At 55.3% G+C, this 13,009-nt stretch carries 18 protein-coding genes and 1 pseudogene; 8 read left to right on the top strand and 11 right to left on the bottom strand.

Annotated elements, in window-relative coordinates; all coding sequences use genetic code 11:
- Window positions 1-69: 69 nt before the first annotated feature.
- The 8 genes and pseudogenes from PG897_RS22585 to PG897_RS09135 all read left to right on the top strand — a co-directional run.
- Window positions 70-210: pseudogene (locus tag PG897_RS22585) on the top strand (hypothetical protein); the annotation flags it as partial.
- A 51-nt stretch (window positions 211-261) separates the two neighbouring features.
- A complete protein-coding gene (locus PG897_RS09160) occupies window positions 262-1,050 on the top strand; it encodes a type II toxin-antitoxin system RnlA family toxin (RefSeq protein WP_171274229.1) in 789 nt (262 codons plus the stop codon).
- Window positions 1,051-1,055: 5 nt separating this feature from the next.
- On the top strand, window positions 1,056-1,358 hold the full coding sequence (locus PG897_RS22580) for a type II toxin-antitoxin system RnlB family antitoxin (protein ID WP_442866307.1): 303 nt from the start codon (window positions 1,056-1,058) through the stop codon (window positions 1,356-1,358).
- A gap of 418 nt (window positions 1,359-1,776) precedes the next feature.
- Complete coding sequence (locus tag PG897_RS09155) at window positions 1,777-2,334, top strand: recombinase family protein (protein ID WP_111912479.1); 558 nt, start codon at window positions 1,777-1,779, stop codon at window positions 2,332-2,334.
- A 154-nt stretch (window positions 2,335-2,488) separates the two neighbouring features.
- Complete coding sequence (locus tag PG897_RS09150) at window positions 2,489-2,794, top strand: hypothetical protein (RefSeq protein ID WP_158654839.1); 306 nt, start codon at window positions 2,489-2,491, stop codon at window positions 2,792-2,794.
- A complete protein-coding gene (locus PG897_RS09145) occupies window positions 2,791-3,282 on the top strand; it encodes a hypothetical protein (protein ID WP_270828951.1) in 492 nt (163 codons plus the stop codon). Before PG897_RS09150 ends, PG897_RS09145 begins: the two co-directional genes overlap by 4 nt.
- A gap of 168 nt (window positions 3,283-3,450) precedes the next feature.
- Window positions 3,451-3,975 carry a helix-turn-helix domain-containing protein gene (locus PG897_RS09140; RefSeq protein WP_270828950.1) on the top strand — a complete coding sequence of 175 codons (525 nt, stop codon included), beginning with the start codon at window positions 3,451-3,453 and terminating at the stop codon, window positions 3,973-3,975.
- A 264-nt stretch (window positions 3,976-4,239) separates the two neighbouring features.
- Window positions 4,240-5,574, top strand: a complete 1,335-nt coding sequence (locus PG897_RS09135) for a hypothetical protein (RefSeq protein WP_270828949.1) — start codon at window positions 4,240-4,242, stop codon at window positions 5,572-5,574.
- Window positions 5,575-5,778: 204 nt separating this feature from the next.
- Here PG897_RS09135 and PG897_RS09130 read toward each other — a convergent pair whose 3' ends face one another.
- The 11 genes from PG897_RS09130 to rdgC all read right to left on the bottom strand — a co-directional run bounded on the left by PG897_RS09130 (window position 5,779) and on the right by rdgC (window position 13,006).
- On the bottom strand, window positions 5,779-6,135 hold the full coding sequence (locus tag PG897_RS09130; RefSeq protein ID WP_270828947.1) for a hypothetical protein: 357 nt from the start codon (window positions 6,133-6,135) through the stop codon (window positions 5,779-5,781).
- Complete coding sequence (locus PG897_RS09125) at window positions 6,132-7,865, bottom strand: site-specific integrase (protein WP_270828946.1); 1,734 nt, start codon at window positions 7,863-7,865, stop codon at window positions 6,132-6,134. Before PG897_RS09125 ends, PG897_RS09130 begins: the two co-directional genes overlap by 4 nt.
- Window positions 7,866-8,004: 139 nt before the next feature.
- Entirely contained in the window at window positions 8,005-9,180 is a 1,176-nt protein-coding gene (locus PG897_RS09120; RefSeq protein WP_270828944.1) for a site-specific integrase, read from the bottom strand.
- Window positions 9,147-9,344: a hypothetical protein gene (locus PG897_RS09115; protein WP_042642185.1), complete on the bottom strand. Its 198-nt coding sequence runs from the start codon at window positions 9,342-9,344 to the stop codon at window positions 9,147-9,149. The genes PG897_RS09120 and PG897_RS09115 overlap by 34 nt, the downstream gene beginning before the upstream one ends.
- Window positions 9,337-9,774, bottom strand: coding sequence for a hypothetical protein (locus tag PG897_RS09110; protein ID WP_270828943.1), 438 nt, complete (start codon window positions 9,772-9,774; stop codon window positions 9,337-9,339). Before PG897_RS09110 ends, PG897_RS09115 begins: the two co-directional genes overlap by 8 nt.
- A gap of 130 nt (window positions 9,775-9,904) precedes the next feature.
- Window positions 9,905-10,378 carry a hypothetical protein gene (locus PG897_RS09105; protein WP_270828942.1) on the bottom strand — a complete coding sequence of 158 codons (474 nt, stop codon included), beginning with the start codon at window positions 10,376-10,378 and terminating at the stop codon, window positions 9,905-9,907.
- Between the two features lie 2 nt (window positions 10,379-10,380).
- Window positions 10,381-10,650, bottom strand: coding sequence for a hypothetical protein (locus PG897_RS09100; protein ID WP_270828941.1), 270 nt, complete (start codon window positions 10,648-10,650; stop codon window positions 10,381-10,383).
- 120 nt (window positions 10,651-10,770) lie between these two features.
- Window positions 10,771-10,989 carry a hypothetical protein gene (locus PG897_RS09095; protein ID WP_270828940.1) on the bottom strand — a complete coding sequence of 73 codons (219 nt, stop codon included), beginning with the start codon at window positions 10,987-10,989 and terminating at the stop codon, window positions 10,771-10,773.
- A gap of 3 nt (window positions 10,990-10,992) precedes the next feature.
- Window positions 10,993-11,757: a hypothetical protein gene (locus PG897_RS09090; RefSeq protein ID WP_270828939.1), complete on the bottom strand. Its 765-nt coding sequence runs from the start codon at window positions 11,755-11,757 to the stop codon at window positions 10,993-10,995.
- Window positions 11,754-12,098 (bottom strand): hypothetical protein, encoded by a 345-nt coding sequence (locus PG897_RS09085; protein ID WP_219143824.1) that lies wholly within the window; start codon window positions 12,096-12,098, stop codon window positions 11,754-11,756. The genes PG897_RS09090 and PG897_RS09085 overlap by 4 nt, the downstream gene beginning before the upstream one ends.
- Window positions 12,095-13,006, bottom strand: coding sequence for a recombination-associated protein RdgC (gene rdgC / locus PG897_RS09080; protein ID WP_270828938.1), 912 nt, complete (start codon window positions 13,004-13,006; stop codon window positions 12,095-12,097). Before rdgC ends, PG897_RS09085 begins: the two co-directional genes overlap by 4 nt.
- Between the last annotated feature and the right edge of the window lie 3 nt (window positions 13,007-13,009).

Genomic DNA, 13,009 nt, shown 5'->3' with positions numbered 1-13,009 from the left:
AAGGGTACCACCAATCAGCAGTTGGCCACCTCTCGCCATTCATCCATGAGTGTCGCACTTATTATCTGAATTCCCGGGGTAAGAGTTCAACGTTACAAGTTTGGGCGTGTAGGCATTGAAGATGCGACAATTGAACTTTTTCTTAACCTAAATGGCACAACTACTCTTCATTATCGTCTAGGGCAGAATCCGGAGCTCGGGCATGAACTTGCTCAGTGCCTGTTTGAAACGATACATCCGGACGAATTCAACCAAGTCAACATGACTATCAAAGGTATAGAGCACGACCAGATCCAGCCGATAATAGATGAGATCACGTCTGGTGAGCCCCCATGTTTTCACCTTGAAATTCGCCGTGATGATGACGTGCAAGCTAACTGGTGCATCACATCTGTGGAGCACAGCGATCACATTGTTGTAACGCATTATAAGACGACACGAAAGCTGCAAATCCAAGGGAAGCCGCTGTCAACTTATCGCCATCTCATTTATCTACTGTCAGAATTGTTAGATATGGCGGGGTTAGAGAATGTCTTGAATCGCACCGAAGATGGCAAGAATACTGAGATTGTTCGGACAGAGGTTGCTCTTGACTATCTCAAGATGAAGCTACCTAAGTCTATAGATCTCATACCTGAAGGCACTAAAAGATTACTTCTGTCAAGCCTATGTGTTAAGCTCTCGGCCCCTCAGCTTCCTGACTATTCCATGCTTTTATACCCTGAGCTCAGGTCTCTTGAGGGGGCGATCAAATCCGTAATGGCGGATAAAGGCTTAGATGTAGATTCGAATGAGGTTGGTTCGTTTTACTACTGCCTAGATACAGGACGAGGAGACTTCGTGTTACGACGCGAGCATGAAGGCAAAGTGCCCACAGTAGTTGAGCGTTCCCTGCTTTCTGACGCGTACTCATTCTTTCGACGACACCGTCACGGTTTGTTTCATATGAATAGCTTGATTGATTCCAGTCGATTTGTTAGTGATCTTAATGCAGTTAACAGACTCTCTACAAAGATCTATTCTTTAGTAGACGAGCTACACAGTGTGTGAGGAATATGTACTCAATTAGGACAACTGATGATAACCACTTTGCAGCAGTAATCGTTGCGATGGGTTATCAGAGTCCCCTAGAACAGCTACCTTCGATTGTGAAGGAGTTGCATGAGAAGAGTGTCTCTGGTGAGGTGCTCTTCGATTTGTTGTGCTCAAATGGTTATGAATGGAATCGCTTTGCCACCATGAGATTTAACGGCCAAAATTTTGAACGAAAAACCTTTCAAGTGATTGATTCTAATAAAGTATCATGTTCTCTTGCTAGGGAGCATGAAGTTCTTGTCGGGAAGCAATACCCCGTTTAATCTTTCCTCGTTTCCTCGTTTCCTCGTTTCCTCGTTTCCTCGTTTCCTCGTTTCCTCGTTTCCTCGTTTCCTCGTTTCCTCAAGATGCTTTTTGAGAGAATCTTGGCTAAGGATTCTGGTGTCATCAATCGACCGAATTATGACACCAGCACTAGCAACGATCAGAGCATGACCATGAGAGATGAACGGTCACTAACTCAGATATCATTTTTCATTTTTACGCCCACAACGAACGTTGAACATTGTCTGTGGCTGTTGTTAATCCGAGACTAATCCCTTTCTTGCTTTGGCTCAAAATGTGTACCTTTTGAGCCACCTAAACACCCCACTGAAAAGAGTGGCTCAAAAGTGTTGATTTCAATATGAGCCACCACTATATTGTGAGCTATAGTTTTTGAGCTACATGTGGGGAATTGTTATGGCGGTCATCGGGTATTTGAGGGTAAGCACTGGCGAGCAGAGCGTAGAGGCCCAGCGCCACAGCATTGAGCAGATCCACAAGGTGGAAACGTGGTTTGCAGACGAGGGTATATCTGGTGCAGTGAAGGCATTAGAGCGCCCGGAATTCTCCGAGCTGTTCAAGTTTGTGCGGAAGGGCGATACGCTAATTGTTCCCGCCGTTGACCGTCTTGGGCGTGACACCATTGACGTTCTGCACACGGTTGAGGCGCTGCAAGCCAAGGGTGTGTCGATTATCAGCTTGCGGGAGGGGTTCGACCTGTCCACGCCAATCGGTAAGGCAATGCTGACCATGCTGGCCGCTGTCGCAGAGCTGGAACGCTCAAATATCAAGGCCCGTCAGATGGCCGGGATCGCCAAGGCCAAGGCAGAGGGCAAAGCATTAGGGCGAGAAAAGACCATTGATGATGTTGCCGTTGCTATCTGGCGGAAGGAAAACAGCGCAAGCATCCAGGCGACCGCCGAACATTTTGGGATTTCACCCGCCAGTGTGAAGCGAGCCTGCAAAGCAGCGTAATGACGATCCAAACAACACGCGAATAAAGCAACAACATACCGGCCAAGCGCCGGTATTTTTTTGTCTTAAATATGGTGATCGGTCATCCATTTGTGTAACATGCAATCATTGTAACTTATTGAGATTTATAGGCTTATACATGAAGGTTTCAATATTGAAGCGTCAGCTCGCAGAGCGGATGGGTGAGGATGCGCACTATCTGGAAGGTAGGGACAAAGCGTTTTTAGCAGAGCTTGCCGGTATACCGGTTGAGCAGATTGAAGACGACGAGATCATCACTGGTGAAGGGGAAACCGGCTGGATTGAAGAGCGTGAGACCCATCTAGATTTGGCGGACAGGATGCGCATGGAAGTTAAGGAGGAAATCGAGAAGCAGCGTCAGCGCACTATTGAGCGTGGAAGCCTTGGCGGCTCGTATCGTATAGCGGCGGCATTGGCCCGCAATGGAGGTAAAGCATGATCCCGGAAACGCGTTTCGAACAGGCGCATGGTGTGACAGCGGGCAAGCTCTCATACGCTCTGAAACTGATGGACGAGGGAGACATGGTGGCGGCCCGCGATGTGATTCTTGAAGTTCAAAAGACCAATGAAGAGCAGGCCAGAGTTATTGATGCCCGGCTATATGGGGCTGTCCGCAATCTATGTGAAGCTAGGCGGATGGATAGCCGGAGATTTTTCGCATTGCAGCAGGTGTTAGGGTTGCGCGAGATCGTCCGCTCCTTGCTCGTATCACCAGCCGGGGTAGATCTGATCTCTATGCATGTGCCAGTAGAAAATGATTTCTTCGTCTCCATGCTGTCTAGGATCCCACAATCGGCGGCATTAGCCCCCATAGACAATGACAATGAGCGGGCGGCAACCCTGACATATCAAAATGGGAATGCGCGTTTATGGACGATGTTCTGCGAACAGCAGCAGGGTTTGGAGCATGGAGAGGGGAAAGCATGAAGCCGCAAAAAACAGTCCAAGTAATACGGCTATCCCGTCCAGTCGCGGAACGTGTGGCGATATGGGCCAGTGCTCTGAATATGTCGCCTACGCAAATTGTGGAGCTGGCAATCACCCGATGGGAGCAATTGACCCCGTGTGATGCGCTCGGAATAGAGGGGGGCCGCGATGCGTCGCACCTCCCCCGCCCTTGAAGCGCAGGTTGCCGCAGCTCTCGCGGCAGGATGGCCCATTGTTGCTATCGCCGAGCAGACGGGAATCAGCCTATCCACAGTGAAACGGATCCGGGGGCGTTCAGGTGTTCGCCCCGACTCGATGCGGGAGGAGTTGATAGAGGAGGCCCGCGCCGGATTGCGGGCCTCATTGTCTTCTGAGTTCGCCGCCTCGGAGGGCGCTCGCCTCGTCCGGTCACAGGTTGCACTTTGCAACCAAATCCATACCAAGACAGCCGAGCTGTTAGAGAGCCTAACGGTTGATAGTGAATGTGACAGGCACCAAGCGGCCAAGATCCTTTCAGCGTGTGCCACAGCCAGCAAGCTAGCCGCTGATGGGTTGCGCCGGGTTCTCACACTGGCAGCTGAGCCGGAAGTCGTTGAAGCACTGCCGGAGCTAATTGTTAGGGATTACACCGACGAGGAAATGTTAGCTATCAGGGCCGAGCGCGATGGCTGGAGCGATGCACCATCAAGGTGATGCAGGTTGACGGCGACCCCGCCCATGCTGCAAAGTAACCTTGTTATTTTGGCCGATGAGTCGGCCCTACCTCTTCGCTAACGCCCATTTCGCGGCGTCCTTTCGCTGGAATCCCCATGAATACTGACCCTAACCGGTCAGGTTGTTGTTGTACGCGCTTTACAGGCGTTCAGGGGATGAGGTGAACGAGATTTGAAAGAGGGCTTGCCGTTGGCAAGCAGGTAAAAAAAGCCGCCCAATGAGGCGGCACAAAAGGTTTTAACTATGAAAAGAGTATCATCAGAGAGCTCGGCGCTCAATGACCGGTCATCAAAATTAACGCAGCCTAATGAGTTTGCGCTTGCCCGTCGCAACCTACACTGCGACGACTCCCTATCCCGAGACGAGCGGATTGCTAAGATGCAGATCGCCAGAATCAGGGATGCACTCAAGGGGGGGATGAACGTTGATAAAAGTATCCGGCGAGCCACTCACAGAGCTGTATCCAGCATCAGTGAAACAGCCCGCTGGACGCTTTGGCGAGCAAGGTTTCCAAATACAAAAACCGCCGCAAGAACTCTCAAGGTTATGGTGCGTCAAAGCCTTGTCCTGTCTGGCTTAGCGTCCCGACGCGACTACGAGAAAATGATCTCGTCTGTAGTAAATATGTATGATCCTTCCTTTGTCCTTATCTCAACACCCAACTGGAGGAAGGAACCCCTTCGGCCATGGAAAGACTTATCAGGCTTGGAAAAGTACGCTTGGGTTACATCCGGCATGATGTATGAGAGGTGTAGCAAGCGGTACGTAGCCTTTTCCCTGAATTTATCCATGGAGGACGCAGCTAAGAGCCCCGCTGAACTAAAAGACCCCATCAGGAAGCGTCTGGGTCGTGCGCTAGGACGCGAGGTCGAGCACATGACCATGTTCTGCATAGAGAGAGACAGCGAGGGCCGATCCCACAGTCATGGTATCTACTTCGGAAGCCTCACCGCAGAGCAGAAAAAGAGGCTCAAGAGTGCGGGCGGTGAATGGGATGGTTCAGACTCGCGCCGCCAGCGTCGTACCACTGAGCGCTACGGTATGGGAGAGGCTATCGGATGGGGCTGGTATATACACAAGGACATAGGCAAAGACGCCGAGTTCTACATCCCCCACGAGCTGACGCGCCTAGGACAAGCCCATTACGGGAGAACGACAGCCCTCCTTCTCCCTCACTTCATTGCCGAACGGGATTCCACGGTCAGCCAAAAGGCCACCAGCCCCACACAAACCAAAGTCCTAGAAAAACCAGCTCCCTACTCATCCCCCAGTGAGAAAGTCAGCACTGCAATTTTGAAAAATGAGGCCAATGGCTGTGCAGCCATACCCGGACACGTTCATGAAGGCCCACAGGAGGCGCCAGAATCAATTCCAAACTCAAAATCACTCAGGGACATGGCAAGCACCAACAAAGCAGCTAAAAGCGATTCTGTGAGCTTTGGCGACATAGAGGACCAACCAGTCCACCAGCCCCGGCTACCTGAAGACAGTGCCCTTGATGCCATGCTCGTAGAGTTGGACAAGTGGGCAGCCACTCACTTCGGAAGGGATGAGATGCAAGGAGAGCTGACCCGGTAATGGACGGTTAATGACCCGGTAGTAAAAGCAGAGGCGCGGGGTGTGTCAGGTGTAAGGGGGATCGTAAACGTGTGAGACAGTACCGGGACGATTTACAAAAACCGCTTCAGAGCTCTTCAGAGACCATCCGGCAACTACGCCAATGGCATAGCGGCAAAAACGCACTGGGGGCGTCCCAGGCCCCCAGAATCAAACCTTTCGCAGCTATGCCACCACCTGACGAGTAACCCCCAGAACATCACGCCCCAGCATCAGGCTCAGATTGAAATCGGCAGCAGACACCGGGAGCGTTCCGTTGTCGCTCTCGTCGAGATAATCCAGCACGTCAGCGGGTGAAACGTGCTGGATGTCATCGAAGCCACTCTGGATCAGTAGCGTCCAGAGCGCCCTTTTCCCTGCCTGTGATAATTCGCGCTCGCTCCATTGAAACCACTCGCACACGCCTTCGCAATGATGGATATGGCGACCGTTAGACAGGCGGCACCCACAGGGCAGCGACACGCTCAATACCCTAGCCTGTATGGACAGCAGGACGTCCCCGGAGCTGATGTCGTATTTCATTTCAGTTCCCCCATATTCTTAGCATTTCGCCAGTTCAACCAATTAATCCCGGTCAGGTCACAACCGAAGTCGACGCTATTTATGACGTTGCGCAGCGTTGCACAAGCCTCTTGCATCCGTGGGCTATATTTGACACCCGGTTTGATGTAGGGGGTGGATGACCCCTTATCTTTAGTAGCTGGCAGGCCATAGGTATTGCGCAGGTCTGGTCCGTGGCCGACGATCATCTGCATTAGCTCAAGCTTGATGTCAGTATGATGAGCGGCTGTGATGAAGGTATGCCGCAGGCTGTGAAAGCTGACTTGATGATCGGTTTGCCAAATGTCCAGCTTTGCCAACAACCCGGTTCCCTTGTAATGGTTGAACCACTTGCCCAGCTTGTGTGAGTAGTTTTGTGCCTCTGAGTCGCCGCCAAGCGCCCAGTCCGGGAACAGTCGCGCGTCGCCACTAGACATCCGCGCCCATTCCACCAACTGCATAAAACCCGCATTCAAAGCTACATCCGGGAGCGGTATCAGGCGCTCGGCGTTAGGGGTCTTAGAGCCCGGCGCGTTGAGCATGACTATGCCTCCTACATCAATGACATGGGCCACAGTGAGGCTGCCAATTTCATCGCCGCGCATCCCGGTAGTCAGTCCCAGCAATGGAGCCCAGAAATGCCAGTCTTTCGGCTGTTCATAGGGAAGCCTACTGTCGGCTCGCCAGAGTCTATTAACTAGTTTCCCCAGTTGTTCCTGAGTGAAGGGTTGTCCGCCTTCTTCATAGTCGGCATCGTTCTTGATAGGGGTCAGCATGTCGCTGAAATCCTCGGCAACGTGCCGCTCGGCCTTAAGCCATTTAAGAAAGGGCTTAACGTCATGGAAGTGGGTCATCTGTCCTTGCTCGGACAGGGAAGGCTGGCCCCGCTTGCCTAAGCTCAGATACCAGTTACGTCGCAGCATGGGATCCTCGGGACGCTCCTTCCAAATTGGCTGTTTCGGGAGATTCTTCGGTAGCGTGCGGATAACCTCCCGATAATGGGCAATATCGGCAGCACCAAGCGCCGCGCTGTCTAGCGGGCCGAGAACATCGAGAAAACGCGCAAGATTGCTTTTGCGCTGGCTCAGGGTCTTGGGTTTGAGCTTCTCCACATGTTCGCTGTGCTCGTTGAATCGGGCCACCAGCCATTCCAACGATTGACCGGGCGCAGAAGGGGTAACCAAGGCACTACAGACGGGCACCGGCTCGGCGTTGAGCGTTGTTGGCAACGAGGCGAGAGCGTCCGCCGTCCGCCGGGCTTCAATGAGCTGGCCTTGTGTCCGCTGGGCAATGCCAACCGCAGTACGGGCCAGCTCCTTCGCCTTCTGAGTCACAGCCTGAGCTGTCGCCAGCTCCTTGCGAGAGCGCAGTGCTGCAAGACGCTGCTCGTTAATCTGGTCTTGCAGTGCGGCCAACTGCTCCCCGAGCCGGATTTGTTCTCTTTTCGCGGCGATCTTCGCCTTCATGATTTCTGAGATTTCAGCCATGTCTACTTCCTGATCGACTTCCTGAACTAATGCCAATAATTCGTCGAGCAGGAGCCTGCCAAGTTGGAAAGCATGGATCCACAATTCTCCCGTTTTAGCGCGACTTTTTGTGCCAAGTGAGAAACGGGTCTCACGAGGAGCGCCGTACTGGCGGAGGGAAGGGGGGAAGATCAGGCGGTAGCAGTAGACACCACAGCGGTTTTTGATGAGACCGGGATAGAGCATATGTGACACCTCAGTGTGTCACTCCCTGACCAGCCATAAAGAAAAAGCCCTGACGAATCAGGGCTTTAGAAGGTGGTGGAGCTGGGGGGATTTGAACCCCCGGACTGTGCAGCTTTACCAATTGAACTATAAGGCTTTTTTATTTTCCGGTTGGATTTTGGATCAGGATTGGCGCTTTTGCTGTCTGGCCGTCGTACTCGGCAAGGTAGGATCCGTAGTGCCGAAACAGCATTTCTGGCCCCTTGTGTCCCATCTGGGTGGAGAGCCAAAACAGGTTGCAGCCGCGGCTGATGTTGGCGGTGGCGAAGGTGTGGCGGGTTTGGTAGAGGTGGCGGTAGCGAACGCCGGACCGCTTGAGGGTGTAGAGCCAGGCTTTCTTCCTGATGGCGTCGGCCCCGGCCCAGGGCTGGTTGAGCTTGGGGTCGTCAAAGACATACTCCCCCCGCATGAAGGTGAAGCGCTTCTGGCTGGTCAGCGCCGCCAGCGCCTCGCTGGTCAGCTCGATGGTGCGAGTCCCGGCCCGGGTCTTGGTGGTCTTGATGACCCCGACCACTTTGGCGCGCGACACCTGCACGGTGTTACCGACCCAGTCGATCTCCTCCCAGCGCAGGGCGCACAGCTCAGACGGCCGCATCCCGGTTGCGAAAGCGAAGGAAAACAGGTTGGCCCACTGCTCATTGATGCCGTGGGCTGTTGAGATGATGGCGGCCACCTCCTCCGGGGTGAAGGGGTCCACGTCCTTGGTTCCCTGTTCGGGAACTGAACTCCCGTCCAAATATCGGGAAACGGTCACCAGCGAAACAGGGTTTGATGCCAGTAACCCATCCGTGACCGCCTCGTCGATGGCGCTGCGCAGGAACGACAGCCGGTTGCGGGCCGTCTTCGCGGTAGTGCCTCCCCTGATCAGCCAGTTTTTCACCTGGGCGGGGGTCAGCTCCGAGACGGTGATCCCGTGCAGATCGGCCAGCGCCTTGTGGCATTTGCGGTATCCAACCATCGTGGATGGGCTCAGCCCCCGGCGCTCGCAACGCTGCAGGTACTCGTCCAGGTAGTCGGCCACCTTGGCGGCGATCGAGGCGCCGCCGAACATCCGCAGCTTCTTTGACTTCGGGAAGTAGTCGGCGTAGGCGAATTGGCCACGCTCTATCTTGCCTTGGATCTCGCCGAGCAGGCGGGAGGCATAGCGCACGTTTGCCGTGGTGTTGGGCAGGTTGGACAGGGGCTCACGGCAGCGAACCCCCTTGAAGGTAAAGGTGATGTTGATGGTCTCACCGCGCAGGCTCACGCCGCGTGGGAGCTGTTTTTCATTGCCCACTTGGTTACCTCCGCGATGTTGACCCAACGTTCCTTCACCCCGTCCACGTTGACGATGTGCACCCCCAGTTGCCAGATACCGCGCTGGATCCGCTTGTTGATGGTGTCCCGGTCGGTGAGCTCGATAGTGCTCAGGTAGGTGCTGAGCGGGATGGCGTCAGGCATTCTCATTATGATGAGCTGGCCCTGAATGTGGGTTTGCGCCGGGTCTGCTGCTGTTCCCATGGTTGTTGGTCCTCGTCAGTCTGGTGATTTCATCCCGGCCTGCTCGGTTGTAGAGGAAGCATTCAACCTGCTTCCTGCTGCTGACCGCCTGGTCAAGACGGTACTCCCCGAACGCCGGGCGTTTGAGTTGGTGCTGGTTGGCCAGCCGTCCAATGGCCTGGGCACTGACCCCCAGCTCCTTGCCCAGGTCGGTGGCGCTCCAGAGCTGGCCGGCAACCCGGGGCGCTTCGATAGGCAGATCGAAGTGCGCTAGGATGCGGCCGATCTCGGCGAGCTTGGCCGATCGGGAAAGGGTGGGGGAGCGCACGGTGCTGACCAGGTCGTTGAGTAGCTGGCTATCCTGGTCGATGGTCAGTTGAAGTTGTTGCATGGTGTGGCCCTCCTGCTCCAGAGGATGAGGCGCCGGTTGAATTGAAGGAAGGGCCGTTAATTCTTTAGAGAATCGTAATTGAAAAACAAAAAGCCCAGCTTATAAGCTGGGCTTTGGCAAATATTCTGAGCTATTTAGCAAAGGCATCCACGATTCTGACAATAGTCCATGCGCTGGCAGGAATGCCTACCATCATGCCGATGATCCACTTCATTGTATCAAAGCGAGTATCTGAATGCGCCTTGCCCACCTTGTGCTCCATCGCGTCGAGTTTAGCTATCAACAGCTGATGATTATTGCTTATTTTGTCTTCAAGAGCTCGATGCCGCTCGGTCAACCGCTCGTCGATATGAGCTAGCTTCGCTGCAGCTGCGTCGTTATTTTGAGCAGCGGTGACGTTTAGTAACTCCAGCTTATGGTCAAGCTGAATGCTGAAGTGGTCTTTGTTACTTTTGATGTCGGCAGCTAGCGTCTCTTGACTGGCTTTCAGGGCTGAAACGCCCTCAATTAGCCATTGGATCTGGCGATTCTCCGTTCCTTTGTTAGGGGGGCCCTCGGCTTGCGGACTAACGCCGTCGGAATGCATGCGATCTGGGTTCACCATCGTTACGCCCCTTTCACAGTCAGCCAATCCCACGTTTCTTTGGAGTGATAGCCGTAGTAGGTAGTGATGTGCAAGACAAGCACGAGACCGGCGGCCCCTTGACTCACTCCCAGAAAATCGGAGAGTTCCTTGGGGGTGACGATAGTACCCGGTGCGTTTACAAACCAAGTCCGGTCGTCCACTTTGTGAAAGTCTTGCGGCGCCAGCTTTGCGGGGATAAGCGCCCCAAGCTTTTCTGGTTCATTTGATGTGATGACCGCAAAGACAGACATGGTTAACCCTGTTAGTTGATGATTCATTTGAATTATGCAAAGTATCTTGCAGGCAACACTGCGCAGTCAACCCTTGGTGGCTGATACTATGGAAAAGTCCCGGGCTTGCCGGGGCTCTGGTTATGATCGCCAGCCGCGGTACCCGATAAAGCCCGGTGCCAACACCTGCCGGAGGGGCAGGACGGGGAGGTGGGCTATCAGGGTCTTGAGCTGGGGATTATCGGGTTGGCTGTCGATGGTGACCCGGGCGCCGGGGTTGATGCGGAGGTATCTGGCGCGGGTCTCTTCGGCTTCGGCGCGGGTCAGTCCGGGCTGGATGATGGGCTCGCGGAATCGCACGGCTCACCTCCTTGGCTGCGTTGGTGCGGCTGCGAACGCGCTACTACCTGCCTGGCCTGCTTCATTGCTGCCAGTACAAGCGTTACGGTGGTCACTGGCCCGCGGGCAGCGCTTGTTGCCACAGTCTGGGCATATTACGAAGCGCATATCGTTTATGGTTAGCGGGTGACAGGTTCGACAACCGCACCCAGGCTTCGGCGTGGTTTGCGCAGATCCAGCCAGCGCGGCATTGATACGATCTGTCAAATCGCATCCTCTGTGATACTCCGATATGCAGCTTGGGATCGATTCTTCTATGTACTGATTAGCATCGCGAAGCGGGTCAGCCAATGCAGCTATCTGCCGGGTGGCATCCTTGAGTTGCTCAGCCAGTTCCAGTTCACGCTTGTGGTGATTGGCCAGCAACTCCAGTCGCGAGCGCAGAGGGTGACGGTCTGGGACGATGCCGGAGAGAATGGCACTACTGATATCAATGCCAACCCGATTCCGTTCGCTAAGCAGCTCGTCGATTCTAGCGAATGCACCCTCAAGGCGAGCGCGCAGGAGGCGAGGCCCGGTGTGAGCTTCTAGTTCTTCGGTGGTGAAACCGTCGCAGGCATTCCAGCAAGCTGCCAGCCGCCGGGCATTGGCGGCGGTGACTGACTCGGCGACCAAGTGGCCGCCGTAGTATTCGACGGCATCGCTGCCGCTCATTTCTGGGACGGGGTGGTCTGCCACAACCGCCCCGGAATGGCCCACCCGCAGCAGGCCCTTGGTGTGTTCGTTCATACATCCCCCAGCATTCTGATTTCGTCGTCCGTCAGGCCAGCGGCCCGGGCCTTGTCCATCACCCGCAGGCGCTCGGCGTTGAGCGCGTCAGCGCGGCGATCTGCGTCGTTGGGCTCGATGATGCTCACCGGCGCCAGCCAACTGCCGCGCACCTTCACGGCGATCTCCTTGCTGACGTTGGCGTCGCTCCCCTGGACGCCCTTGCGTGTCGCCATGCGTGCGGCGGTGGATGCTGATCCGCAGACGTGGATCGGGTACTCATGCCCACGCCCCTCGGTGAGGTCGGTGTTGGTGTAAACCACCCAGACCTCCTTGGTGTCGGTTATGGTGATGTCGGTCATAGCGGAGCCTCCTCACCACCCAGCGCATTGAACAGGGCCGGGATGAACTGGGAGAGCTCGCCGGTCACCAGAGCAAAGTCTGCGTCCAGGCGGGCGGCGGGATCTTCGCTGGTCACGTCGTCGTTCTGTTCGCGCAGCTCTTCGCTGAACTTCAGGCGCTTGATGGAGAGGTCATCGCCCAGCACGAAGCTGATTCTCTCGCCCCAACTCAGGGCCAGCTTGGTCACCAGCTTGTCATTGGCGAGGTGGTTTTTTACCTCGTCGGTCATCAGATCCTGCTGCTTGAAGCGGGCGATCCCGCCGTGCTCCATGGCGCTGCGCAGCTCGGATTCGTCTTCAAGCAGGAACGGGGCGGGCACGATGCTCTTGCTCAGCCACTCGGTCATGGTGATCTCGGGTGGGTTCTTGAGCGCCACCGGCACCACCGGCAGGCTGCCGATGGACTTGCGCAGCAGGGCCAGCACGTCATCCGCCTTCTTGGCGGAGGAGGCATCGACCATCAGCAGGCCGTCGGCCGGGTTGAGCCAGGCGAAGGTCTGGCTGGTGCGGCTGAATGCGCGGGGCAGCAGGGTGTGCATGATCTCTTCCTTGAGCGCTTCCTTCTCTTTCTTCTTGAGGGGGCGGCCCTGCTCGTACTCGATGGCCTCCACCTTCTCTGCCAGCGCCTCCTTGATGACGGTTGTCGGCAGGATCTTGTCCTCGCGGCGGGCGCACAGCAGGATCTGGCCGGCGGCGGCATGGGTCAGGGTGCTGCCGAACTTGCCGAGTGGGCGGGTCCAGCCGAAGCGGGAAACATCCTGGCTGCCGCAGGGGGTGAAGGCGCACGCCTCTAGTTGGGTTTCCAGCTGTTCGGCGGTCAACTCTAACGGGCGGGTGAAGCGGTAAACTTGAAGGTTTTTAAACCACATGGT

The sequence above is a fragment of the Aeromonas sp. QDB20 genome (assembly GCF_027707805.1).
GTDB classification, from domain to species: domain Bacteria; phylum Pseudomonadota; class Gammaproteobacteria; order Enterobacterales; family Aeromonadaceae; genus Aeromonas; species Aeromonas dhakensis.
Note: the sequence above shows the minus strand (reverse complement) of the source record. Positions and strands in the feature narration are given on the sequence as shown.